The organism is Bacillus sp. RSS_NA_20, assembly GCF_020165915.1.
Lineage (GTDB): Bacteria > Bacillota > Bacilli > Bacillales > Bacillaceae > Bacillus > Bacillus altitudinis.
The window spans coordinates 2,527,800-2,553,588 of the sequence record NZ_JAIUKW010000005.1 but is presented as its reverse complement, the minus strand read 5'-3'; the positions used below and the strand labels follow the sequence as shown (position 1 = coordinate 2,553,588).

The window sequence follows — 25,789 nt, the reverse complement described above, 5'->3', positions numbered from 1 at the left end:
TTGCGCTCCCTTAATTACCAGCCACGCTCTTGCATACGCTCTTCTGGCAATAGATTTGAAATTTCAATTCCTTTCATCGCTGTTCCAAGCTCTTTAGAAAGCTCGGCAATTAGACGGTAATCTGTGAAATGAGTCGTTGCTTCTACAATCGCTTTTGCAAATTTAGCTGGATTGTCTGATTTGAAGATACCAGAGCCGACAAATACACCATCTGCTCCAAGCTGCATCATTAATGCTGCATCTGCTGGTGTCGCAACACCTCCAGCAGCAAAGTTTACAACCGGTAATTTGCCTTCTTTTTTAATTTGAAGCAATAATTCATAAGGTGCGCCTAAATTTTTGGCTTCTGTCATCAATTCATCTTCACTCATTGCCGCCACTTTACGAATTTGAGCATTGACCTTTCTCATATGACGAACAGCTTCTACAATATTTCCTGTACCAGGCTCACCTTTTGTACGCAACATAGATGCACCTTCTGCAATACGACGAGTCGCTTCACCTAGATCACGGCAGCCACATACGAAAGGAACCGTGTATTCATTTTTATTTAAATGGAATTCCTCATCTGCGGGCGTCAGCACTTCACTCTCATCAATATAATCAACACCAAGTGCTTCAAGAACACGAGCTTCCACGATGTGGCCGATACGTGCTTTTGCCATGACTGGAATCGTTACTGCATTTTGTACTTCTTCTACGATTCTTGGATCTGCCATACGGGCAACACCGCCTGCTGCACGGATATCAGCTGGTACCCGTTCTAGTGCCATTACTGCCACTGCGCCTGCTTCTTCTGCGATTTTTGCCTGCTCAGCATTGACGACATCCATAATGACGCCACCTTTTTGCATTTCTGCCATTCCACGTTTTACTCGTTCAGTTCCCTTATTGCTCACAATTGTTTCCTCCCATTTGTCTATTCGATTGATTCAACACCTTTATCATACAAGCGATAGAGTATAACAATAAAGAGAATAGTATAACAATTCAATTAGCTCATAAAAAAGAAGAAACCCTTATATATCAAGGTTTCATAGTTAAAAAGGCATCATTCCCTCTTTTAAGTGTTATTAACATGTTATAATGCATCTATAACAATTCGAAACCATCTATAACAATTCCACACCCATTGGAGGATTTTCATGCATATTGATATCCATCGACATTCAGATACATCTCTTTCAAATCAGATTTATTTTTCCATCGTTGATCACATTCAATCAGGTCTGCTTCAGCAAGGCGATAAGCTGCCGACTGTACGTGATCTAGCGAAACAGCTAAATGTAAGTCTTGTCACAGCGGCAAAAGCCTATACACGGCTTAAGGACGACGGATTTTTAACGACTGTACAAGGGAAAGGTACGTTTGTGAATGAGCAGCATGAGCAAACCGACATCCCGGTTCAGTCATCTACTTCTTTCGATTGGCAGTTATCGATCCCTGATTATTTACCAAGGTCTCAATTCGCTCAGTATCACTATGTCGAAGAAGCCATTAATCTTTCTTCCTCTATGATTGATCCTGGTCTTTTACCTAACCGGTATTTAGAAAAAGAAATGCAGCATGTCCTAGCCCGGCATCCTCAAATCATGTCAAAATACGGTGAAATACAAGGTGACCTTCAGCTTCGTCAGGTCATTCAATCATTTCTAGAAAAATTAGATGTTCCTTCTACTCCTGAAAATATCCTTGTCACTAGCGGTTCTCAGCAAGGGCTTGATTTAGTAGCACGTACATTTATCGGGCCGGATGATGTAGTTGTCATGGAGGCGCCCACTTATCCAGGCGCAATTGATGTCTTTATGGGGAGGGGGGCACGAATTATTACGGTTCCTGTCGATCATGAAGGAATGAACATGAAACAGCTTCAAAGCATTTGTGATAAATATAAACCAAAGCTCATCTATACCATTCCTACTTTTCACAGTCCTACAGGTGCTAGTATGTCGATGAAACGAAGAAAACAGCTGCTTTTACTGGCACAAAGCATTGATTGTCTCATTGTAGAGGATGATCCTTATCGTGAGCTTTATTTTGAAAAGAAGCCGCCGGCACCCATTAAAAGCCTAGATCACGATGGACACGTCATTTATTTACGAGGATTAAGCAAGACACTGGCTCCAGGATGCAGAATTGGAATTATTACAGCGTCAGGCTCTATATTTAACCGTTTATTAGCTGCAAAAGCCAATAATGATTTAGGGAGCCCGCTTCTCACCCAAAAGGCGATCTTACCGTTTCTCACTTCCAAGAAAATGATCGATCATACGAAAAAATTAAGAACTGCCTTGAAGGTGAGACGCGATTTGATGATGGATGTGTTGACAAAGCATGCGCCAAAGGACGTCACGTGGCAAATCCCACAGGGCGGGCTCAATTTGTGGCTTAGCTTTCCTTCCTGGGTCGATACACGTGCCCTATTACATGAGGCACGGAAGCAGCAAATCACCTTCCTGCCTGGCTCTGTCTGCTATCCTGGGGAGCCGAAGCAGAATTATATACGCCTTAGCTTTTCTTATGTGAATGAAAAGGCACTGACGGAAGGTATGGAAAAGTTATGTGGTATTTTTCAGCAGGCCTTGTCTACACCTCAAAACCACAAACAATCTCTTTTCTTTTAACGATAAAAAAACTGCTCTCACATATAGAGAGCAGTTTTTTTATTAGAACCAACCTTTTACTGTGTCGACGATTCCGCCCCAAATGCCAGCGAAGAATCCACCTACACCACGCATTGCAAGGATGAACCAGTTTGCTTTTTCATCACCTGTTTTCGTCACAAGCTCAACACCTGATTGGTCTTTACTCAAATAGCCGTAGTCCTTCTCATCACCAGAATAAGAAGTCGTCAGCATGCCAACCTTCGTTCCTTTTTTAATAGGAGCTTCTAGGTTCTTTTTATCAATATTTACTTTCGCTTTATAGCTCTTCTCGTCACCATTTTTAACCGGTACAGAGAAAGCTTCTTTCGTCACGACGGGTACTTCTTTATCTTTCCCTTTATCGACTTCGATGTTTTCATGTCCCTTGATTTGTTGGCCTTTTTTGTACATTTCTTTCATCGTGAAGTTTTTAAAGGCATAATCGAACAATTTTTTCGCCACATCAAATCGAGCTGTATGAAGATTTCCTTTAGCATTCAGGACAACTGCGATCACACGCATGTCACCACGTTTTGCTGTACCTGTGAAGCTAGAACCAGCTGAATCAGTAGAGCCCGTTTTCAGACCGTCTACGCCTTCATATTCTTTCACAAGTCCTTTAAGCATAAAGTTCCAGTTTGGCATGTCCATTTCGTCATCTGTGCCTTCTCTGAACTTTGTTTTCGCGATGCTTGCTGTTTCAAGAATTTCTGGATGATCTTTGATGAGATGCTGTGCAAGCAAAGCCATATCCTTTGCGGAAACTTCGCTTTCTTCATCAGGTCCCGTACCTTTTGGCTGTTTGCCATGTAAGTCTTTATTTTCTAATCCAGTTGCATTCACGAATTTGTAATTGGTTAAACCAAGTTCTTTTGCTTTTGCATTCATTTTTTCAACAAACTTTGATTCTGATCCAGCGATTACCTCTGCTAGACCAATTGCTGCTGCATTTGCTGAATAAATAGCCGTTGCTTGATAAAGTTCTTTGACAGTATACGAACCATCTTTCCTCAATGGAACATTGGATAAACTGCGGTCCTGAGAAATTTCGTACACGTAATCATCTGGCGTATATGTTTGATCCCATTTCACTTTGCCTTCAGCAATTGCCTCTAGTAATAGATACTCTGTCATCATCTTTGCCATACTTGCAATAGGCAGTCTTTGTTCTGCGTTTTTACTATAAAGAATTTTACCTGTAGAAGCTTCAATAAGGATGGCTGCTTTCGCATTCACATTGAATGGATCTTCAGCCGCTTTTGCTTTGGACATTGGGGTAAATGCAGTAACAATCAATGCCAATGCAAGGATAGAGACCATAAGCTGTTTCAACATCTTGCTGTTCAATCGTCATACCTCCGTATTCATCTTTTTTCGACGTTTTTCATATATATTTAATCCACAAGGGCTTATTTCGACACAACAGTATAAATTTTATCACAATAAAGACAAAAAAAATAGACAGAGTCATAGACCCTGTCAAATGTAATTTGATTGTCACAATTTATCAAGAAATTGTGTAGTTTGGTGATTCTTTTGTAATTTGTACATCATGTGGATGGCTCTCACGAAGACCTGCACCTGTCATGCGAATGAATTGTGCTTCTTCTCTAAGAGTACGTAAGTCCTGTGTTCCACAGTAGCCCATACCAGAGCGAATACCGCCAACAAGTTGGTAAACAGTGTCAACAACTGGTCCTTTATACGGTGTACGTCCTTCGATACCTTCTGGAACGAATTTTTTATTATCTTCTTGGAAGTAACGATCTTTACTTCCTTTTTCCATTGCAGCAACAGAACCCATACCACGATATACTTTGAAACGTCTACCTTGGAAAATTTCTGTTTCTCCTGGGCTTTCAGATGTACCAGCAAGAAGGCTTCCCAGCATAACAGCATGTCCACCAGAAGCTAATGCTTTCACGATATCACCTGAATATTTAATTCCACCATCTGCAATAATAGATTTACCATGTTTTCTTGCTTCTGTTGCACAGTCATAAATCGCTGTGATTTGTGGTACACCGACCCCTGCAACAACACGTGTTGTACAAATCGATCCTGGTCCAATACCCACTTTTACAATATCTGCTCCAGCTTCAAACAATGCTTTTGTTGCTTCAGCTGTTGCAACGTTACCAGCAATGATGTTAAGAGAAGGATACGTTTCACGGATTTTCGATACAGTGTCTAGAACACCTTGAGAATGACCGTGTGCTGTATCAATGACGATCACATCAACATTGGCTTCTACTAATTTTTTCACACGAGTCATTGTATCGCCAGTGACACCTACAGCGGCACCAACAATTAAACGGCCATGTGCATCTTTAGAGGAGTTAGGGAATTCAATCACTTTTTCAATATCTTTGATGGTGATGAGACCTTTTAATGTTCCTTCGTCATCTAAAAGAGGTAATTTTTCAATTTTATATTGCTGAAGGATTTTTTCAGCTTCTTCTAATGTTGTTCCAACAGAAGCTGTCACAAGTTCCTCTTTTGTCATCACGTCGCTAATCTTCATTGAATAATCCGAAATAAAACGAAGGTCACGGTTCGTAATAATCCCAACAAGCTTTTGATCTTGTTCGTTATTAACAATCGGTACACCAGAAATACGATATTTACCCATTAAATGTTCTGCATCGAATACTTGATGATCCGGTGTTAAGAAAAATGGATTTGTAATAACACCACGCTCTGAACGTTTTACTTTGTCCACTTGTTCAGCTTGCTGCTCAATAGACATGTTCTTATGGATGATTCCAAGACCACCTTGACGTGCCATTGCAATCGCCATTTGTGATTCCGTCACAGTATCCATTCCTGCACTAATAATTGGAATGTTCAGCTTTAAAGTGCTTGTTAACTCAACTGATAAATTGACATCACGCGGAAGCACCTCAGACTTTGCTGGAACAAGCAACACATCGTCAAACGTCAAACCTTCTTTTGAAAATTTACTTTCCCACATTAGTAAATCCCCCTCTTTTCGGCAAAATATTATATGTAGATTATCAACTAGGAAACAGCATGTCAAGGAAGCAACAAACAGTTGCAATTTTTAGAAAATATAAAGAGAGTTGAGGAAGAAGATGAAAAGTTCAGGATGGAAGGATTTAAAACGTTTTTACTCACTTGAAACTTCCCAAAAGTTTCTATTTCAACAGTACGAGAAACGGAACATTCAGGAGGCAAACCAGCAAGCCTATAAAAACTGTGAACGATTTATTTACTTTTTAAAGCACGGTCATACATTTTATGACCAAGCCGCATCAGCTCCGCTTGAACTAAAACCGATTTTATTGTTTTATGGAATGGCACAGCTGTTAAAGGCATGTTTGCTGACAGTGGATCCCGACTATCCTTCTCAAACCTCTGTCTTAGCTCATGGTGTCACCTCAAGAAAAAGAAAGAAGCAACATTATCGTTTTAGTGAGGATGAAGTCAAGATTCAGCGAAACGGATTATGTATGCATGTATTAAAGCACTTATTTCATTTAAATGGTCTTGAAGATGAACGATTTACGATGATCAATCTCCTTTCAAAAATACCTGAAATGGGTCATATTCTGGAGTTTCAAAAACAACCCGCGACTTTAGTGAAAATAGAACAAGCAAATGGCATGTTGATTCAAGATCATATTCCCTTGCTCTATAACATGTCTGCCGAACGTTTTATTGAATATTTTGAGTTCCATACAACTTGGAAGCTTAAGCAACGAGAAGCTAAAAAACTAACATTTGATGTATTTTCAGAAGAAAACCCTGCTCTTGCTACTCATCTTCATTATGATTTAGAAATGAATCAATGGTTCATTCCATCAACGCGAGATGCCTTTTTAGGGATTCCTGAGATCATCAGCCATTACTTGTTAATGTATAATCTCAGTATGATTGCCCGCTACGAAACAGAATGGTGGTACGAGCTTTTATCTCAATACATTAGTGATGATTATGTCATGATTGAACGTTATATGGAGATTGCAGAGGACAAGTTTCCGGCTTATATCATGATGCTGCTAGAAGAAAACACAAAAAAGACCAGTTCCGACTGGAACTGATCCTTTGAAAGGCTTGGCGGCGTCCTACTCTCACAGGGGGAAACCCCCAACTACCATCGGCGCTGAAGAGCTTAACTTCCGTGTTCGGTATGGGAACGGGTGTGACCTCTTCGCTATCGCCACCAAACCTGATGGAGAGAATGTTCTCTCAAAACTAGATAACAATGTTCATTTTTCACATTAGAATATAGGTTAAGTCCTCGATCTATTAGTATCTGTCAGCTCCACGTGTCACCACGCTTCCACCTCAGACCTATCAACCTGATCATCTTTCAGGGATCTTACTTCCTTGCGGAATGGGAAATCTCATCTTGAGGGGGGCTTCATGCTTAGATGCTTTCAGCACTTATCCCGTCCGCACATAGCTACCCAGCGATGCCCTTGGCAGAACAACTGGTACACCAGCGGTGCGTCCATCCCGGTCCTCTCGTACTAAGGACAGCTCCTCTCAAATTTCCTGCGCCCGCGACGGATAGGGACCGAACTGTCTCACGACGTTCTGAACCCAGCTCGCGTACCGCTTTAATGGGCGAACAGCCCAACCCTTGGGACCGACTACAGCCCCAGGATGCGATGAGCCGACATCGAGGTGCCAAACCTCCCCGTCGATGTGGACTCTTGGGGGAGATAAGCCTGTTATCCCCGGGGTAGCTTTTATCCGTTGAGCGATGGCCCTTCCATGCGGAACCACCGGATCACTAAGCCCGACTTTCGTCCCTGCTCGACTTGTAGGTCTCGCAGTCAAGCTCCCTTGTGCCTTTACACTCTGCGAATGATTTCCAACCATTCTGAGGGAACCTTTGGGCGCCTCCGTTACATTTTAGGAGGCGACCGCCCCAGTCAAACTGCCCACCTGACACTGTCTCCCTGCCCGATAAGGGCAGCGGGTTAGAAGGTCAATACAGCCAGGGTAGTATCCCACCGATGCCTCCACCGAAGCTAGCGCTCCGGTTTCCAAGGCTCCTACCTATCCTGTACAAGCTGTACCAACATTCAATATCAGGCTGCAGTAAAGCTCCACGGGGTCTTTCCGTCCTGTCGCGGGTAACCTGCATCTTCACAGGTACTATAATTTCACCGAGTCTCTCGTTGAGACAGTGCCCAGATCGTTGCGCCTTTCGTGCGGGTCGGAACTTACCCGACAAGGAATTTCGCTACCTTAGGACCGTTATAGTTACGGCCGCCGTTTACTGGGGCTTCAATTCGCACCTTCGCTTACGCTAAGCGCTCCTCTTAACCTTCCAGCACCGGGCAGGCGTCAGCCCCTATACTTCGCCTTACGGCTTCGCAGAGACCTGTGTTTTTGCTAAACAGTCGCCTGGGCCTATTCACTGCGGCTTCTCGGGGCTTTAACACCCTAAGAAGCACCCCTTCTCCCGAAGTTACGGGGTCATTTTGCCGAGTTCCTTAACGAGAGTTCTCTCGATCACCTTAGGATTCTCTCCTCGCCTACCTGTGTCGGTTTGCGGTACGGGCACCTCTCACCTCGCTAGAGGCTTTTCTTGGCAGTGTGGAATCAGGAACTTCGCTACTAAATTTCGCTCGCCATCACAGCTCAGCCTTCACGGGAAACGGATTTGCCTATTTCCCAGCCTAACTGCTTGGACGCGGATATCCAATACCGCGCTTACCCTATCCTCCTGCGTCCCCCCATTGCTCAAATGGTGAGGAGGTGGTACAGGAATATCAACCTGTTGTCCATCGCCTACGCCTTTCGGCCTCGGCTTAGGTCCCGACTAACCCTGAGCGGACGAGCCTTCCTCAGGAAACCTTAGGCATTCGGTGGACGGGATTCTCACCCGTCTTTCGCTACTCATACCGGCATTCTCACTTCTAAGCGCTCCACCAGTCCTTCCGGTCTGACTTCACTGCACTTAGAACGCTCTCCTACCACTGTTCGTAAGAACAGTCCGCAGCTTCGGTGATACGTTTAGCCCCGGTACATTTTCGGCGCAGAGTCACTCGACCAGTGAGCTATTACGCACTCTTTAAATGGTGGCTGCTTCTAAGCCAACATCCTGGTTGTCTAAGCAACTCCACATCCTTTTCCACTTAACGTATACTTTGGGACCTTAGCTGGCGGTCTGGGCTGTTTCCCTTTCGACTACGGATCTTATCACTCGCAGTCTGACTCCCAAGGATAAGTCATCGGCATTCGGAGTTTGACTGAATTCGGTAACCCGGTAGGGGCCCCTAGTCCAATCAGTGCTCTACCTCCGAGACTCTTACCTTGAGGCTAGCCCTAAAGCTATTTCGGAGAGAACCAGCTATCTCCAGGTTCGATTGGCATTTCACCCCTACCCACACCTCATCCCCGCACTTTTCAACGTGCGTGGGTTCGGGCCTCCATTCAGTGTTACCTGAACTTCACCCTGGACATGGGTAGATCACCTGGTTTCGGGTCTACGACCACGTACTCATGCGCCCTATTCAGACTCGCTTTCGCTGCGGCTCCGCATCTTCTGCTTAACCTTGCACGGGATCGTAACTCGCCGGTTCATTCTACAAAAGGCACGCCATCACCCGTTAACGGGCTCTGACTACTTGTAGGCACACGGTTTCAGGATCTATTTCACTCCCCTTCCGGGGTGCTTTTCACCTTTCCCTCACGGTACTGGTTCACTATCGGTCACTAGGGAGTATTTAGCCTTGGGAGATGGTCCTCCCGGATTCCGACGGAATTTCACGTGTTCCGCCGTACTCAGGATCCACTCTGGAGAGAACAACATTTCAGTTACAGGGCTGTTACCTTCTTTGGCGGGCCTTTCCAGACCTCTTCGCTTATATCGTTCCTTTGTAACTCCGTATAGAGTGTCCTACAACCCCAAGAGGCAAGCCTCTTGGTTTGGGCTGTTCCCGTTTCGCTCGCCGCTACTCAGGGAATCGCATTTGCTTTCTCTTCCTCCGGGTACTTAGATGTTTCAGTTCCCCGGGTATGCCTTCTCATACTCTATGTATTCAAGTATGGATACTACTCCATTACGAGCAGTGGGTTTCCCCATTCGGAAATCTCCGGATCAAAGCTTGCTTACAGCTCCCCGAAGCATATCGGTGTTCGTCCCGTCCTTCATCGGCTCCTAGTGCCAAGGCATCCACCGTGCGCCCTTTCTAACTTAACCATTTCTTACTTTAGAAAGAATCACTATGTGTGATGAACTTTGCATTGCATTCAATGTGAATGTATTACTTATTGTTATCTAGTTTTCAAAGAACACGTTGGTGGAGCCTAGCGGGATCGAACCGCTGACCTCCTGCGTGCAAGGCAGGCGCTCTCCCAGCTGAGCTAAGGCCCCGATTTAATAGAAGATGGTGGGCCTGAGTGGACTCGAACCACCGACCTCACGCTTATCAGGCGTGCGCTCTAACCAGCTGAGCTACAGGCCCATCTTTCATATCGAAGATATGATGTTGTAGGATCTTTTGCAAGTTCCTTCAAAACTAAACAAGACGAAAAACGCACGCTGCTCCATATATCCTTAGAAAGGAGGTGATCCAGCCGCACCTTCCGATACGGCTACCTTGTTACGACTTCACCCCAATCATCTGCCCCACCTTCGGCGGCTGGCTCCATAAAGGTTACCTCACCGACTTCGGGTGTTGCAAACTCTCGTGGTGTGACGGGCGGTGTGTACAAGGCCCGGGAACGTATTCACCGCGGCATGCTGATCCGCGATTACTAGCGATTCCAGCTTCACGCAGTCGAGTTGCAGACTGCGATCCGAACTGAGAACAGATTTGTGGGATTGGCTAAACCTTGCGGTCTCGCAGCCCTTTGTTCTGTCCATTGTAGCACGTGTGTAGCCCAGGTCATAAGGGGCATGATGATTTGACGTCATCCCCACCTTCCTCCGGTTTGTCACCGGCAGTCACCTTAGAGTGCCCAACTGAATGCTGGCAACTAAGATCAAGGGTTGCGCTCGTTGCGGGACTTAACCCAACATCTCACGACACGAGCTGACGACAACCATGCACCACCTGTCACTCTGTCCCCGAAGGGAAAGCCCTATCTCTAGGGTTGTCAGAGGATGTCAAGACCTGGTAAGGTTCTTCGCGTTGCTTCGAATTAAACCACATGCTCCACCGCTTGTGCGGGCCCCCGTCAATTCCTTTGAGTTTCAGTCTTGCGACCGTACTCCCCAGGCGGAGTGCTTAATGCGTTAGCTGCAGCACTAAGGGGCGGAAACCCCCTAACACTTAGCACTCATCGTTTACGGCGTGGACTACCAGGGTATCTAATCCTGTTCGCTCCCCACGCTTTCGCTCCTCAGCGTCAGTTACAGACCAGAGAGTCGCCTTCGCCACTGGTGTTCCTCCACATCTCTACGCATTTCACCGCTACACGTGGAATTCCACTCTCCTCTTCTGCACTCAAGTTTCCCAGTTTCCAATGACCCTCCCCGGTTGAGCCGGGGGCTTTCACATCAGACTTAAGAAACCGCCTGCGAGCCCTTTACGCCCAATAATTCCGGACAACGCTTGCCACCTACGTATTACCGCGGCTGCTGGCACGTAGTTAGCCGTGGCTTTCTGGTTAGGTACCGTCAAGGTGCAAGCAGTTACTCTTGCACTTGTTCTTCCCTAACAACAGAGCTTTACGATCCGAAAACCTTCATCACTCACGCGGCGTTGCTCCGTCAGACTTTCGTCCATTGCGGAAGATTCCCTACTGCTGCCTCCCGTAGGAGTCTGGGCCGTGTCTCAGTCCCAGTGTGGCCGATCACCCTCTCAGGTCGGCTACGCATCGTCGCCTTGGTGAGCCGTTACCTCACCAACTAGCTAATGCGCCGCGGGTCCATCTGTAAGTGACAGCCGAAACCGTCTTTCATCCTTGAACCATGCGGTTCAAGGAACTATCCGGTATTAGCTCCGGTTTCCCGGAGTTATCCCAGTCTTACAGGCAGGTTACCCACGTGTTACTCACCCGTCCGCCGCTAACATCCGGGAGCAAGCTCCCTTCTGTCCGCTCGACTTGCATGTATTAGGCACGCCGCCAGCGTTCGTCCTGAGCCAGGATCAAACTCTCCGAAAAAGTACAAAACCGAAGTTTTGCTTTTCGCCAGTTTGACTGACTACCTATGATGTATCATAGGATTTTTTTATAAAAACTCGAATTAACAGGTACGTTTTGTCTTGTTTAGTTTTCAAAGAACTTGTTTGTCACTCTCTCAAAGCGACCACTTAAATATATCATATATCTCTATCAATAGTCAACATTTTTCTTGAAAAACATTTTATTTTTTTAAGAAGTTTTTGTTATGAAAGAGATAAAAAATAGAGCCTCTTTTTGCTCCTTTGAAAGATTAACACATATCTATGAAAAAAGCATTATAAACTTCAAAAAAAATCATGTTTTTTCAAAAAAAAATAGAGCCGGTGAAAAACCGGCTTTATTTTTACTCAGATTGCTCTTGATCTGACTCTACATTTTCTACGTTTTCTTCACTATTCTCTTCATCGTCTTCTGGTGATTGTTCTACTAATGCCACTGTAGCGACATGTTCATCATCACCTAGACGGATCAGGCGGACACCTTGAGTGACTCGGCCTGTTGTGGAGATATCTGAAACAGCCATACGGATGATGACACCACTGCCTGTGATAATCATCAAGTCTTCTTCAGCTTCAGCGTTAGTCGCCTTCACTGCAACAAGCGGACCGTTGTTGTCAGTGATCTTGCACGTTTTCAGACCTTTACCACCACGGCTTTGGACACGATATTCTTTTTCAGGCGTTAATTTACCATAACCTTTTTCAGTTACGATCAATACATTTGCATCTGGCTCAAGGATTTCCATTCCAACGACGATGTCATCCTCAGAAAGTGTGATCCCTTTAACTCCAGCTGCTGTACGTCCCATTTCACGAACATCTGTCTCGTCGAAACGAATGAGCATTCCTTTTTTCGTTCCGATGATGATTTGTTTTTCACCATTGGTTAAACGAACAGCCATCAATTCATCTTCATCACGCAGGCTGAGTGCAATCAAACCGTTGTTACGGATGTTTGCAAATTGAGACAATGACGTTCGTTTTGATACACCGTGTCTTGTTGTAAAGAAGAGATACGAATCTTCATCAAATTCGCTGACTGGAATAATGGCGTTTATCCACTCTCCCTTTTCTACTTCAAGAAGGTTAATAATCGGAATCCCTTTCGCTGTTCGTCCGAATTCAGGGATCTCATAGCCCTTCGCTCGATAGACCTTCCCTTTATTAGAGAAGAAGAGAATCGTATCGTGCGTAGATGTTGAGATCAGCTGTTCAACGAAATCATCTTCGTTGGTTCCCATTCCTTGTACACCTTTACCGCCTCTTTTTTGACTGCGGTATGTTGATGCAGGCAGGCGCTTAATATAACCATTATGAGTCAGTGTGATCACAATATTTTCAACAGGAATCAAATCTTCGTCTTCGATTGTTTCTATACCCGCTGTCACAATTTCTGTGCGGCGCGTATCATTGAAGCGTTCTTTGATTTCTGTTAATTCTTCTCTAATGATTTCTAGAACTTTCTCATTGTCTGCTAGAATGGCTTTCAATTCAGCAATCAATTCAACAAGCCCTTTGTATTCATCTTCTATTTTCTCTCTTTCTAAACCAGTCAAACGCTGGAGTCGCATATCGAGAATGGCCTGTGCTTGTTTTTCAGACAAGCTATAGTTTTCCATCAAACCATTTCTTGCAATTTCAGCAGTTTGAGAGCCTCTAATTAAGGCAATGACCTCATCTAAGTGATCAAGCGCAATTCTTAAGCCTTCTAAAATATGAGCTCTTGCTTCCGCTTTACGCAATTCATACGCCGTTCTTCGACGAATGATCACTTTCTGATGCTCAAGGTAATATTCAAGACATTGTTTGAGAGACAACACTTTCGGCTGTCCATCAACAAGTGCAAGCAAGTTAATACCGAAGGACGTTTGAAGTGTCGTTTGTTTATAAAGATTGTTTAATAGAACATGGACGTTTGCGTCTCTTCGTAGTTCAATGACAATTCTCATTCCATTACGGTCAGATTCATCACGAAGATCTGTAATGCCATCAATCTTTTTATCACGGACAAGATCAGCGATTTTTTCGATCAAACGAGCTTTATTAACCTGGTAAGGAATCTCGTTAATGATAATGCGCTGCTTACCACTAGATGTTTCTTCGATATTTGACTTTGCACGTAATGTAATAGAGCCGCGTCCTGTTTCATACGCTTTACGAATACCGCTTCGGCCAATGATTTGTCCAGCAGTTGGGAAGTCTGGACCTGGAATGATGTCCATTAGTTCCTGTGTCGTCATTTCAGGATTTTGACTAATTGCCAATACCCCATCAATCACTTCACCTAGTTGGTGAGGCGGGATATTCGTTGCCATCCCTACAGCGATTCCAGTTGCCCCGTTCACTAATAAGTTCGGGAACCTAGCAGGCATAACGACTGGCTCTCTTTCACTGCCATCGTAGTTATCTTGATAATCAATGGTGTCCTTTGTGATATCACGCAGGATCTCCATCGAAATTTTAGAAAGACGTGCCTCGGTATAACGCATGGCTGCTGCACCGTCTCCATCGACAGAACCAAAGTTCCCGTGCCCTTCAACCAGCATATTACGATAGTTGAAATCTTGCGCCATCCGAACCATCGCTTCATATACAGCGCTATCACCGTGAGGGTGGTACTTACCGATAACTTCCCCAACGATACGTGCAGATTTCTTAAATGGTTTATCACTTGTCATACCTAGGTCATTCATCGCATACAAAATTCTTCGATGCACGGGCTTCAATCCGTCTCGCACATCTGGTAATGCACGCGAAACAATAACACTCATTGCATAATCTAAAAAGGACGTACGCATTTCATGGCTAATATTCACTTCGCGTACATTTGGTGTATGTTGTTCACTCACTATAAGAACCTCCCTTTACGTATCACATGAAATAAATTATGTGGGAGTAAATATGTATTTATCTTCACAAGACTATTCTCCATTATATCAATAATCTTGCCTTTATACACATTTATTTACTAGAAAATCAACGAAACGCAGAAAACCAGGACATTCGTTTCACGCCCCTGTTTCTTGAAAAACAACCTTATTCCAAACAAGAAATAAGGTTGCTCTCAAGGGGGGATACCTATCTAAATATCAAGATTTTTTACGTATTGTGCATTTTCTTCGATAAAGTTACGTCTCGGCTCTACTTTATCTCCCATTAGCATTTCAAAAGTCTCATCAGCATCGATTGCATCCTCAAGTGTCACTTGAAGAAGTGTTCTCGCATCAGGATCCATTGTTGTTTCCCAAAGCTGAGTAGCATTCATCTCTCCAAGACCTTTATAACGCTGAAGTCCAGGTTTCGGTGTTTGAGGCAGTGTTTTTAACAGTTCATCTAGCTGTTTATCGTTATACACGTATTCAACACGCTTTCCTTGCTGCACTTTATATAAAGGCGGCTGTGCAATATACACATAACCGTTTTCAATGATTTCACGCATGTAGCGATAGAAGAATGTTAGGAGTAGCGTCCGAATATGCGCTCCATCAACATCAGCATCAGTCATGATCACAATTTTGTGATAACGTGCTTTCTCTAAAGTGAAGTCTTCTCCGATTCCAGTCCCTAGCGCTGTAATCATTGAACGAACCTCGTTGTTAGATAAAATTTTATCTAGTCGTGCTTTTTCAACGTTTAGGATCTTCCCTCTTAACGGTAAGATCGCTTGGAAATGTCGATCACGACCTTGCTTAGCAGATCCGCCCGCAGAATCTCCCTCTACGATATAAAGCTCAGAGATGGAAGGGTCTTTAGAAGAGCAATCCGCCAGTTTCCCCGGTAAGCTGGAGACTTCCAGTGCGCTTTTACGTCTTGTCAGCTCACGTGCCTTTTTGGCAGCCATTCTTGCACGAGCTGCCATCACACCTTTCTCCACAATTTTCTTTGCAGCATCAGGGTTCTCTAGAAGGAATTTCTCAAGTGCTTCGGAGAAGAGGGAGTCGGTAATGGTTCTTGCTTCTGAGTTACCGAGCTTTGTCTTCGTTTGTCCTTCGAATTGAGGGTCTGGATGTTTGATAGAGATAATGGCTGTTAAGCCTTCTCGTACATCTTCACCGCTCAAATTCGAGTCACCATCTTTGAATACGCCATTTTTACGAGCATAATCATTGATCACACGCGTCAGACCGGTTTTAAAGCCTGCTTCGTGTGTTCCGCCTTCATATGTGTTGATGTTGTTGGCGAAAGAATAAATATTGCTTGTATAGGAATCGTTGTATTGCAGTGCAACTTCAACGGTGATTCCGTCTTTTTCACCCTCGATGTAAACTGGTTCTTCATGAACGACTTCCTTCGAGCGATTCAAATGTTCTACATAGCTCTTAATACCGCCTTCATAGCAGTATTCGTTTCTTCGCTCTTTACCTTCGCGTAAGTCTTCAATGATGATGTTGACGCCTTTTGTTAAGAAAGCTAACTCACGTACACGGTTAGCAAGTGTGTCGTAATCAAATTCAATGGTTTCAGTAAAAATTTCTGGATCTGGCACAAAATGAGTGGTTGTTCCTGTAACATCTGTTTCACCAATGATCTCTAAATCTCCAACTGGAACACCGCGTTTGAATTGTTGATAATGAATTTTCCCATCACGGTATACAGTCACGTCTAAGGTCGTAGATAACGCATTAACAACAGATGCCCCTACGCCATGCAAACCGCCAGATACTTTATAACCGCTGCCGTCAAATTTACCACCAGCGTGAAGAACCGTCATAATCACTTCTACAGCAGGACGTCCCATTTTCTCATGAATCCCAACAGGAATTCCGCGGCCGTTATCTTTCACTGTGATGCTATTATCTTTTTCAATTTGCACTGTAATGTCTGTACAATAACCAGCTAAAGCCTCATCAATACTGTTGTCGACAATTTCCCATACAAGATGGTGAAGTCCTTTTGCACTGGTTGACCCAATGTACATTCCTGGACGTTTTCTAACCGCTTCTAGTCCTTCGAGCACCTGTATCTGATTTTCATCATAACTATTATGTTGCTGTTCCATTGCCACGTACATTCACCTACACTTTTCTTAAACGATATATTTATATGAATTGAGCTTTTAGACTTCAATTTCAATCACAAATGAAGCACGTTTTTTGAGCGTGCTTGAGGAAAGAGGAGAGTAATAAACAGATTTAGTTGTGACGACGATGGATTTGGGTGTCCCTTGTGACAACGAAATGATTTGTTCTTCTTGTTTTTGAAGAAATTCCTCTACAACAGAAGATGACCTCATTTTGTAATCAACAATTGCGACAATCTCTCGTGTAGAAACAACACAATCATCACCTAAATGAATATACAAGACCCACACCTCATTTATCAGTCAATTACTTTTCCACTGGCTACTCTGAAAATTTCCGCTTCTTTCAAGGTGGCGTGATCGATGCCTTCAACACTTGTTGTGGTGACGAAGGTCTGTACACGTCCCTGAATGGTATGGAGCAAATGAGACTGTCTGTAATCATCAAGTTCAGATAAAACATCATCGAGTAGAAGAATTGGGTATTCACCGATTTCTTCATGAATCAGATCAATTTCTGCCAGCTTTAGTGAAAGAGCTGTTGTTCTTTGCTGCCCTTGAGAGCCATATGTCTGAACATCCCGACCATTCACAAAGAAAAGAAGATCATCTCTGTGAGGCCCCCATAGCGTCACCCCTCGGTCTATTTCTCTGTCTCTTAGTTTCTGAAACGATTCTTCATAGCTATTTTTTATTTTCGACAAGTCTGACGCTTCTGATACCTCTATGGCCGTCTGGTATTGGAGCGTGAGCGTTTCCAGCTCTCTTGAAATCCCAAAATGCAGCGGCTGCGCCCATTTTTCGAGCTGTTTCGTAAAAGTCAGTCGTCTTTTGACAACCTTCGCTGCCGCATCAATCAACTGCTCTGTTAAAATCTCCAGCATCGCTTGATCCGTTTGCTTTCTTGTTTGCAATTGTTTCAAGTAATGATTTCGCTGAGTGAGGATTTTTTGATAGAGCGATAAATCATGCAAGTAGACAGCAGACACTTGTCCAATCTCCATGTCGAGGAATCTTCTGCGGATTTGCGGGCTACCTTTCACAAGGCTGAGATCCTCTGGTGCAAACATGATGGTGTTCAAGGCACCAACATAATGACTGAGTTTCTGTTGTTCAATGTGATTGACCTTACCCTTTTTTCCTTTTTTTGAGATCACGAGCTGCATGGGGAGTGGACCATTTTTTTTGATGACTCTACCTTCTATTTTAGCATAGTCTTCGTCCCATCGGATAAGTTCTTTATCATTTGACGTACGATGAGACTTTGCCATCGACAATACATAGATCGCTTCCATCAGGTTCGTTTTACCTTGGGCGTTCTCACCAATCATCACATTCACCTTATTGTCGAATTGAAGCTCGGTGTGTTCATAGTTTCGGTATGAAGTTAACGCCAGACTTTGAATGTACATGTATTGTCACCCGTTTCTAATTCACAACTTGAAATGTGCCGTGACCTTCTATCTCGACAACATCACCTGGGTATAATTTGCGTCCCCGTCTATTATCTGGCTCTTGATTGATGAACACCTCATGTTCACTTAAAAACCACTTTGCCATTCCACCAGATTGAATGACTTCGGCTAATTTCAAAAACTGCCCTAATGTAATCATTTCTGTTTCAATCGTTATCAGATTAGGCATTGTATCGACCTCTTTCAATATCACTAATATCTAATTGTACTAAAAAACAAGACAAGAAGGAAAGGGGGAAAGCGAACTGGGATGAAAGAAAGCTGAGGAAACGAGGAAAAAAGCTGCTGTGCGCTCACACAGCAGCCATTTTAGACCAAATTAATACGTTCTAACTGGAAGAATCAATTGCAAAATGGAATCATCATTTGGCGTGCGTAATAGGAATGGTCTCATTGCGCCAGTGAAACTGACATGAATCTCTGTTCCCTCTAATACTTTTAAAGCATCAAGCATATATTTCGGGCTGAAAGAGATTTTGAGATCCTCCCCTTTAATGTCATCTGCTTGCACCGTTTCAACTACTTTACCGATTTCAGGCGAATTAGAAGAGATTTCAAGGCTTTGCGCAGGATCAGCAGAAAGCTTCACAACGTTGTTACGCCCTTCTCTTGCTAAAAGTGACGCGCGATCAATCGCTTGAAGGAATTCTTTCGTATTCACCACTACATCCGTTTTACTTTCTTGCGGAATGAGGCGAGCTGTATCTGGGTAATTACCATCCAGCAATCTTGAGAAGAATAGCACGTTCTGTGCTTTAAAGAGAACCTGTGTCTCCGTAATGACGATGCTCACAAGATCTTGTCCATCATCAAGAATTTTACTTAGCTCTGTTAAACTCTTTCCTGGAATGACCACATTGTACGAGCTTTCCTCGTTAATATCCAACTTCGCTTTTCTTAAAGCAAGACGATGGCTATCCGTTGCTGTGCATATTAATTCACCTTTTTCAACCTTCCAGTTTACACCTGTCAAGATAGGTCGTGTTTCTGAGGTGGACACTGCGAAAACCGTTTGACGGATAAGGTTTTTAAGCAAATCTGTTGGAATTTGAAAAGCATGATGCTCTTCAATTTGTGGCAGATGCGGATATTCTTCAGCATCTAAGCCGTTTAAATTAAATTCTGCTGAACCAGAGCGGATGATGGTCAGATGATTTTGTTCTACCTCAATTTCGACAGTAGACATAGGCAGTTTCTTAACGATTTCGCTAAAGAAGCGGGCTTGCAGCACAATACTTCCCGGTCGATCAATTGTAATGACTTCTAAATCTCCATCTCTTTGAGGAATAAAAGATTCGATTGAGATATCAGAATCGCTCCCTGTGAGAGAAACCCCTTCATCAGATGCAACAATTTTAATCCCTGTCAAAATAGGAATCGTTGTTCTAGAGGATACGGCCTTTAATACATCTTGGACACTTTCAACAAGACGATCTTTTTGAATCGTGAATTTCATAGTGGTCCTCCTAATTTTTCTTAATGACATATATATATTTATTTAATAAAAATCGTAGAAGTACTAGTAGGGCTTGTGAATATGTGGATAAGTCAGTAGAAAGAAAGGAAAGACAGCCTATCCACATGTGGACAGACTGTGTATGACTATACTCTAGTTATTCACATTTTCCCGTACTTATTATATCAGCTAGGTTATTTTAATTGTTCTTTTATTTCTTTGACGTGCTGCTGAAGCTGTTCATCCTCAACCATTAATTTCGAAATCTTCTCATGAGCATGAATGACAGTCGTATGATCACGACCTCCAAATTCTTCTCCTATTTTAGGCAGAGAGGAGTCGGTCATTTCTCTAGAGAGATACATGGCAATTTGTCTTGGATAAGCAACTGACTTCGTACGTTTCTTCGCTTTGAAATCCTCTAAACGAATATTAAATTGCTGCCCTACAATTCTTTGAATATCTTTAATTGTAATGACCCTTGGCTTCGACGATGGAATGATGTCCTTTAGCGCCTCAGCTGCTAGATCTGCATTGATGTCTTTATTGATTAAAGAAGAGTAAGCAACAACACGAATCAAAGCACCTTCCAGTTCCCGAATGTTGCTGTCGATTTGATTGGCAATATAAAGCATGACTTCATTCGGAATGTCTAAACCTTCTGCTTTTGCTTTTTTACGTAAGATCGCAATACGCGTTTCTAGATCTGGCGGGGTAATGTCTGTAATTAAGCCCCATTCGAATCGAGAGCGTAATCTGTCTTCAAGTGTCGGAATTTCCTTTGGCGGCCGGTCACTAGAAATGACGATTTGCTTACTTTCTTCGTGAAGTGTGTTGAATGTATGGAAAAACTCTTCTTGTGTTTGTTCTTTTCCTGCTAAAAATTGAATATCATCTATCAAAAGCACATCTACATTCCGATAGCGATTACGGAAATCGACTGCTTTGTTGTCCCGGATTGAGTTGATAAATTCATTTGTAAATTTTTCAGATGATAGATAGACCACTTTGGCTGATGGATTATGGTCGATGACGTAATGACCGATCGCATGCATTAAGTGAGTCTTTCCTAAACCAACGCCCCCATAAATAAAAAGCGGGTTATATGCTTTTGCTGGTGCTTCTGCAACTGCAAGTGAAGCTGCATGAGCAAAACGGTTGCCTGAACCAATAACAAAAGTATCAAATGTATATTTTGGATTCAGCATATTTTGTGGAATTTCAACGGGTTCTTCTTTCGACATTTTTTTGATTGGAGATTTTGGCATGGCTTCCTCTTCGTCCTGATTTTGAGGAATGATAAATTTGATGCTGAGCTCTTCGCCTGTCAGTTCATAGATGGTATCTGCAATTAAGTGAAGGTATCTTGACTCGAGCCAGTCCCTCGCAAATTCATTAGGTGCAGTAATAGTCAGCGTATCTCCTTGAAGAGAATGGGCTTTAGTGGACTTCATCCATGTTTCAAAACTAGGTTTGCTCAATTTTGTCTCTATTTTTTGAAGTGCTTTATTCCACAGATCCAAAATATTTTCCATAAGGCTTCTCCCCCCTCCTTTTCTTTTTAAAATGACCAGTATCAAACTGTTATAGAACACGAAAAAGAGCAAATGGTCATCACCATTCGTGCACATACTTTGTTGAAAACAATTAATATAGTAGAAAAACGTCTTTTCGACAAATTACACAGGTTGTGGATAAACAATTCAACAAGCTGTGTAATAACTTTCCACAGGTTATCCACAAAGTGTGGATAAGATAAATAGGCCAGATAAGTAATTAAGAGTTAAAACACAAATATAATATCAAAATAAACAAGATGGTGCAATGGGTGTCACAAACTTATCCACACACTTTACATCCTGTTGAAAAATAATTATCCACATAGGTTATTTGTGTGAAAAAAATGTCGATAATGGATGTGGATAGTCAAAATATGCCGGAAAAATATCCACAACCTTGTTTTGAAGGTTTTTTTGAAGGAAAAAAAGAATAAAATGCTGGAAACTAAAAAAGAAGGTTTCTTCACTTGATAACTTGTGTTATGCTTATAAGGTTGATAATAAGAGTTTTATCATTGATATTGACAATCGATGGGTTACACAAATATAATGAGTTAGACTGTCTTAAACAGCTATTCCTCAGGGAGGTGTCATAAATGAAAAGAACGTTTCAACCAAATAACCGTAAGCGTAGTAAAGTTCATGGCTTCCGCAGCCGTATGAGTTCTAAAAACGGACGTCTAGTTTTAAAGCGACGCCGCAGCAAAGGTAGAAAAAAATTATCAGCTTAGGCCACTGAATAATGTCAGTGGTCTTTTTTACATAAAATCGTAAATGAACTGTCAGTTTTTATCGGAGTGGAAGAAAACATGAAGAAGCGAAACAGGCTAAAAAAAAATGAAGAGTTTCAAACAGTGTTCAAAAAAGGTCAATCAATGGCTAATCGCCAATTCGTCATTTATCAGCTGGACCAACCAAATCAAGAAGAACTGCGTTTAGGATTGTCTGTCAGTAAGAAGATAGGTAATGCAGTGATAAGAAACCGGATTAAACGATTGATCCGTCAGGTGTTCTTAGAGGAAGGTCATAAGCTAAAGCAAGAAAAAGACTACATTGTTATCGCACGAAAACCAGCAAGCGAATTGACCTTTGAAGAAACAAAGAAGTCTCTCCAGCATTTATTTAGAAAATCCGCTGTTTATCAACAACAACCGAAAAAGTCTTCGTAATAGAAACTTTCGTTGAATCAATTTTTAAAAGCGCTTCCTTCATCTAGTGAATTAAAATGAAACCACCACTTTGTAATGAAAAAATGTTACCATACTGATTAGGTGAGTCACTTTCGTAATCAATTCCAACTTAAATAAAGTTTGAAGTAATGGGAGGAATCTTGTTGAAAAGGCGATTATTACTAATATTTAGCTTGATTGGCGTGTTGGTTCTATTGGCAGGATGTACACAAATCAATGAACCAATCACATCAGATAGTAAGGGATTCTGGAATTCTTACATTGTATACCCGCTATCTCAATTAATCACTTACATGGCAAACTTAACTGGTGAAAACTATGGTGTAGCGATTATTATTGTAACTCTTTTGATTCGTTTGCTTATTTTACCATTAATGATTAAACAATTAAGAAGTACAAAAGCAATGCAAGCACTTCAGCCAGAACTAAAGAAGCTTCGTGAAAAATATAGTTCAAAAGATCAAAAAACACAGCAGCAGCTTCAACAGGAAACAATGGCTCTTTTCCAAAAGAATGGTGTAAATCCATTAGCAGGGTGTTTCCCAATCTTAATTCAAATGCCAATCTTAATTGGTTTTTATCATGCGATCATGAGAACAGCTGAAATCAAGAAACATACTTTCTTATGGTTTGACTTAGGCAGTCCAGATCCATTATTCCTGTTACCGATTATTGCAGGTGTAGCTACTTTTATTCAGCAGAAGCTAATGATGGCTGGAAATCCTTCGGACAACCCTCAAATGGCGATTATGCTTTGGGTGATGCCGATTATGATCATTGTATTTGCAATCAGTTTCCCAGCGGCACTTTCACTGTACTGGGTTGTAGGTAACATTTTCATGATCATTCAAACGTTGGTCATTAAAACACCTCAAGTAAAAGTTGATACAAAAGAAAAAGCTGGCGGGAACAAAAAATGAAGGAAATAACTGCTGTCGGTCGCACAGTCGAAGAAGCAGTAGATTCCGGACTGAAACAAATTCAACTACTACAAGAAGAAGTGGATATCACAATAGTAGATAAAGGAAACAAAGGATTTTTAGGATTATTTGGTAAAAGACAAGCTGTTGTCAAGTTAGTAGAAAAGCGAGATGCGCTCAAATTAGCAACACAGTATTTAGATAAAATTGTTAAATCAATTGATCCTAAAGCAAACATTGTTTCGAAAAAAGAAACGAAAAAGATCTCTTTTCACATTGATGGAGACAAAACTTCATTAATGATTGGAAAAAGAGGACAAACACTGTACTCTTTAGAAACCTTGGTGCAGTTAGTGTTTAATCGTTATTCTGATCAGTATCATCATATTACAATTGATATTGGAGATTATAGGAAGAAACGACAAGAAGCACTTGAACAATACGCAATCAAAACGGCAAATCGTGTTTTAAAAACGAAGAGAAAGGTTCATTTAGAACCGATGCCTTCGAATGAACGAAAAGTCGTTCATGATACGATTGCAGCATTTTCTAAAGAACTTGCCACGGCATCCGAAGATACAGGCAGCAAGCGTCATGTTGTGGTGATGTATAAAAAATAGCAGAAAGGCTAAGATTCAGCAAAGCTGGATTTTAGTCTTTTTTTATTGAAAAATTACCTTTTAATAGTAGATTAATCCTTTATTTCTAAAAAGTTAGTGTGTTATTTAAATCGAAAACGTCATTTTCCCTTAGTTGCAAAGGGAGAAGGACGTTTTAATTTATTGGATTTAGGTGTAAGATGTGAAGACAAGTTTAGAACGTCGTTATTCACATGTGGATAAGTTAAGTGTTAAAATAGACAGGGTGCAAAACTGTGGATAATTAAATGTGGGCTACTTTCGCTTCGCATGCATTTGTGGTATCTTTAAATTTTGGATTAAGCGTTTTTGATATAGAGATGGACAACGTCCATTTAATAGATATAAGACTGTCTATTGAATAGAGAAAGAGGTGAATGAGCGGTGGATACAATTGCAGCAATTTCTACACCAATGGGTGAAGGGGCAATTGCCATTATACGTTTAAGCGGGCCTGATGCAGTTCAGATTGCTGATCGCATGTATAAGGGGCCTAAGGAAAAAAAACTTGTATCAGTGGATTCTCATACCATTCATTATGGTCATATTGTAGATTCAAATACCGAGCAAGTGATAGAAGAGGTCATGGTGTCTGTATTAAGAGCGCCAAAAACATTTACGAGAGAAGACGTTATTGAGATCAACTGCCATGGCGGAATTGTCACGGTCAATAAAGTCTTGCAGCTTGCTTTAAAAGAAGGAGCGAGATTAGCGGAGCCAGGTGAGTTTACAAAACGTGCTTTCCTAAATGGAAGAATCGACTTGTCACAAGCAGAAGCCGTAATGGACTTGATTCGTGCAAAAACTGACCGTGCGATGAATGTCGCAATGACTCAAATGGAGGGACGTCTCTCCGGTTTGATTAAACGTCTTCGTGGTGAGATATTGGAGACACTTGCCCATGTAGAAGTGAATATTGATTATCCAGAGTATGACGATGTGGAAGAAATGACACATCGAGTCTTAGTTGAAAAGGCGACATCTGTGAAAAAGGAAATTGAATCGCTTCTAACGACTTCACAGCAGGGGAAAATCCTACGTGAGGGCTTATCCACTGTTATTATTGGAAGGCCAAATGTTGGGAAGTCTTCCTTATTAAATAGTCTTGTTCAGGAAACAAAGGCGATTGTGACCGATATTCCTGGAACAACCAGAGATGTCATCGAGGAATATGTGAATGTAAGAGGAGTACCGCTCCGTTTAGTAGATACTGCGGGTATACGTGAGACTGAAGACATTGTTGAGCGTATTGGGGTCGAGCGATCAAGACAGGTCTTAAAAGAAGCTGACCTGATTTTACTTGTGCTCAATTATAGTGAAGAGTTATCTGAGGAAGATATTAAGCTATTTGAGGCTGTCTCAGGTATGGATATTATTGTGATTGTCAATAAGACAGATCTTGAGCCTAAACTTGATGTAGAAAAGGTAAAAGAGTTAGCGAAGGATCGTCCGGTTGTTACAACATCTTTATTACAAGAAAAAGGGATTGATGAGCTTGAAATGGCCATTCAATCTTTATTCTTCACAGGCTCAATTGAAAGTGGAGATTTAACGTATGTGAGCAATACTAGGCATATTGCGCTCCTTCAAGAAGCAAAACAATCGATTGAAGATGCTCTAGAAGGAATTGAAATGAATGTACCGATCGACATTGTTCAAATAGATTTAACACGCTGCTGGGAGCAGCTAGGTGAAATTATTGGGGATGCTGTTCATGAAAGCTTAATCGATCAGTTATTCTCTCAATTCTGTTTAGGAAAGTAAAGGGAGGAA

Annotated in this window: 17 protein-coding genes, 2 tRNA genes and 3 rRNA genes; 7 read left to right on the top strand and 15 right to left on the bottom strand. The window is 42.2% G+C overall.

What is annotated here, in order from left to right:
- Positions 1-14 precede the first annotated feature (14 nt).
- Positions 15-899, bottom strand: a complete 885-nt coding sequence (gene pdxS, locus LCD32_RS18710; RefSeq protein WP_008342033.1) for a pyridoxal 5'-phosphate synthase lyase subunit PdxS — start codon at positions 897-899, stop codon at positions 15-17.
- 246 nt (positions 900-1,145) lie between these two features.
- Between pdxS and LCD32_RS18705 the strand changes: the two genes are divergently transcribed.
- Positions 1,146-2,624 carry a PLP-dependent aminotransferase family protein gene (locus LCD32_RS18705; protein WP_008342034.1) on the top strand — a complete coding sequence of 493 codons (1,479 nt, stop codon included), beginning with the start codon at positions 1,146-1,148 and terminating at the stop codon, positions 2,622-2,624.
- Between the two features lie 42 nt (positions 2,625-2,666).
- Here the strand turns inward: LCD32_RS18705 and LCD32_RS18700 are convergent, their stop codons facing one another.
- On the bottom strand, positions 2,667-3,992 hold the full coding sequence (locus LCD32_RS18700) for a D-alanyl-D-alanine carboxypeptidase family protein (protein ID WP_008342036.1): 1,326 nt from the start codon (positions 3,990-3,992) through the stop codon (positions 2,667-2,669).
- A gap of 160 nt (positions 3,993-4,152) precedes the next feature.
- Positions 4,153-5,619 carry an IMP dehydrogenase gene (gene guaB / locus LCD32_RS18695; RefSeq protein WP_008342039.1) on the bottom strand — a complete coding sequence of 489 codons (1,467 nt, stop codon included), beginning with the start codon at positions 5,617-5,619 and terminating at the stop codon, positions 4,153-4,155.
- 121 nt (positions 5,620-5,740) lie between these two features.
- Between guaB and LCD32_RS18690 the strand changes: the two genes are divergently transcribed.
- Positions 5,741-6,709 (top strand): YaaC family protein, encoded by a 969-nt coding sequence (locus LCD32_RS18690; protein ID WP_039170451.1) that lies wholly within the window; start codon positions 5,741-5,743, stop codon positions 6,707-6,709.
- Positions 6,710-6,720: 11 nt separating this feature from the next.
- Here the strand turns inward: LCD32_RS18690 and rrf are convergent.
- The 12 genes from rrf to dnaA all read right to left on the bottom strand — a co-directional run bounded on the left by rrf (position 6,721) and on the right by dnaA (position 21,244).
- Positions 6,721-6,836: ribosomal RNA gene (rrf, locus tag LCD32_RS18685) — 5S ribosomal RNA — on the bottom strand.
- Positions 6,837-6,897: 61 nt separating this feature from the next.
- Positions 6,898-9,828, bottom strand: a 23S ribosomal RNA gene (locus tag LCD32_RS18680).
- Positions 9,829-9,926: 98 nt separating this feature from the next.
- Positions 9,927-10,002, bottom strand: a tRNA-Ala gene (locus LCD32_RS18675).
- A gap of 14 nt (positions 10,003-10,016) precedes the next feature.
- Positions 10,017-10,093 (bottom strand) — tRNA-Ile (locus LCD32_RS18670).
- Positions 10,094-10,189: 96 nt separating this feature from the next.
- Positions 10,190-11,738 (bottom strand): 16S ribosomal RNA (locus LCD32_RS18665).
- The 16S, 23S and 5S rRNA genes sit together here with 2 tRNA genes alongside, the layout of an rRNA operon.
- 364 nt (positions 11,739-12,102) lie before the next feature.
- The gene (gene gyrA / locus LCD32_RS18660) at positions 12,103-14,607 is read right to left on the bottom strand and encodes a DNA gyrase subunit A (RefSeq protein ID WP_017359864.1); all 2,505 of its coding nucleotides are present in this window, start codon (positions 14,605-14,607) and stop codon (positions 12,103-12,105) included.
- Positions 14,608-14,840: 233 nt separating this feature from the next.
- Complete coding sequence (gene gyrB / locus LCD32_RS18655; RefSeq protein ID WP_024718422.1) at positions 14,841-16,757, bottom strand: DNA topoisomerase (ATP-hydrolyzing) subunit B; 1,917 nt, start codon at positions 16,755-16,757, stop codon at positions 14,841-14,843.
- Positions 16,758-16,814: 57 nt separating this feature from the next.
- Positions 16,815-17,060: an extracellular matrix regulator RemB gene (remB, locus tag LCD32_RS18650; protein ID WP_024718423.1), complete on the bottom strand. Its 246-nt coding sequence runs from the start codon at positions 17,058-17,060 to the stop codon at positions 16,815-16,817.
- A 17-nt stretch (positions 17,061-17,077) separates the two neighbouring features.
- Complete coding sequence (gene recF, locus LCD32_RS18645) at positions 17,078-18,190, bottom strand: DNA replication/repair protein RecF (RefSeq protein WP_007497487.1); 1,113 nt, start codon at positions 18,188-18,190, stop codon at positions 17,078-17,080.
- A 16-nt stretch (positions 18,191-18,206) separates the two neighbouring features.
- Positions 18,207-18,422, bottom strand: coding sequence for a S4 domain-containing protein YaaA (gene yaaA / locus LCD32_RS18640; protein ID WP_008347598.1), 216 nt, complete (start codon positions 18,420-18,422; stop codon positions 18,207-18,209).
- Positions 18,423-18,572: 150 nt separating this feature from the next.
- The gene (dnaN, locus tag LCD32_RS18635) at positions 18,573-19,709 is read right to left on the bottom strand and encodes a DNA polymerase III subunit beta (RefSeq protein ID WP_008347596.1); all 1,137 of its coding nucleotides are present in this window, start codon (positions 19,707-19,709) and stop codon (positions 18,573-18,575) included.
- A gap of 194 nt (positions 19,710-19,903) precedes the next feature.
- Positions 19,904-21,244, bottom strand: coding sequence for a chromosomal replication initiator protein DnaA (gene dnaA, locus LCD32_RS18630; protein ID WP_041092146.1), 1,341 nt, complete (start codon positions 21,242-21,244; stop codon positions 19,904-19,906).
- Positions 21,245-21,864: 620 nt separating this feature from the next.
- Here dnaA and rpmH point away from each other — a divergent pair.
- The 5 genes from rpmH to mnmE all read left to right on the top strand — a co-directional run bounded on the left by rpmH (position 21,865) and on the right by mnmE (position 25,780).
- Positions 21,865-21,999, top strand: coding sequence for a 50S ribosomal protein L34 (gene rpmH / locus LCD32_RS18625; protein ID WP_008360908.1), 135 nt, complete (start codon positions 21,865-21,867; stop codon positions 21,997-21,999).
- Positions 22,000-22,077: 78 nt separating this feature from the next.
- Complete coding sequence (rnpA, locus tag LCD32_RS18620; RefSeq protein ID WP_008347592.1) at positions 22,078-22,437, top strand: ribonuclease P protein component; 360 nt, start codon at positions 22,078-22,080, stop codon at positions 22,435-22,437.
- 158 nt (positions 22,438-22,595) lie between these two features.
- Positions 22,596-23,378: a YidC family membrane integrase SpoIIIJ gene (gene spoIIIJ / locus LCD32_RS18615; RefSeq protein WP_089374159.1), complete on the top strand. Its 783-nt coding sequence runs from the start codon at positions 22,596-22,598 to the stop codon at positions 23,376-23,378.
- Positions 23,375-23,998, top strand: coding sequence for an RNA-binding cell elongation regulator Jag/EloR (jag, locus tag LCD32_RS18610; protein ID WP_039169037.1), 624 nt, complete (start codon positions 23,375-23,377; stop codon positions 23,996-23,998). Before spoIIIJ ends, jag begins: the two co-directional genes overlap by 4 nt.
- Positions 23,999-24,400: 402 nt before the next feature.
- Positions 24,401-25,780 (top strand): tRNA uridine-5-carboxymethylaminomethyl(34) synthesis GTPase MnmE, encoded by a 1,380-nt coding sequence (mnmE, locus tag LCD32_RS18605; protein ID WP_224564504.1) that lies wholly within the window; start codon positions 24,401-24,403, stop codon positions 25,778-25,780.
- The last annotated feature ends 9 nt before the right edge of the window (positions 25,781-25,789 follow it).

Coding starts and splice junctions, on each gene's coding strand:
- LCD32_RS18705 (WP_008342034.1), top strand. CDS start 1,146: ATGCATATTGATATCCATCGACATTCAGATACATCTCTTTCAAATCAG.
- guaB (WP_008342039.1), bottom strand. CDS start 5,619: ATGTGGGAAAGTAAATTTTCAAAAGAAGGTTTGACGTTTGACGATGTG.
- LCD32_RS18690 (WP_039170451.1), top strand. CDS start 5,741: ATGAAAAGTTCAGGATGGAAGGATTTAAAACGTTTTTACTCACTTGAA.
- gyrB (WP_024718422.1), bottom strand. CDS start 16,757: ATGGAACAGCAACATAATAGTTATGATGAAAATCAGATACAGGTGCTC.
- recF (WP_007497487.1), bottom strand. CDS start 18,190: ATGTACATTCAAAGTCTGGCGTTAACTTCATACCGAAACTATGAACAC.
- yaaA (WP_008347598.1), bottom strand. CDS start 18,422: ATGCCTAATCTGATAACGATTGAAACAGAAATGATTACATTAGGGCAG.
- dnaN (WP_008347596.1), bottom strand. CDS start 19,709: ATGAAATTCACGATTCAAAAAGATCGTCTTGTTGAAAGTGTCCAAGAT.
- dnaA (WP_041092146.1), bottom strand. CDS start 21,244: ATGGAAAATATTTTGGATCTGTGGAATAAAGCACTTCAAAAAATAGAG.
- rpmH (WP_008360908.1), top strand. CDS start 21,865: ATGAAAAGAACGTTTCAACCAAATAACCGTAAGCGTAGTAAAGTTCAT.
- rnpA (WP_008347592.1), top strand. CDS start 22,078: ATGAAGAAGCGAAACAGGCTAAAAAAAAATGAAGAGTTTCAAACAGTG.
- jag (WP_039169037.1), top strand. CDS start 23,375: ATGAAGGAAATAACTGCTGTCGGTCGCACAGTCGAAGAAGCAGTAGAT.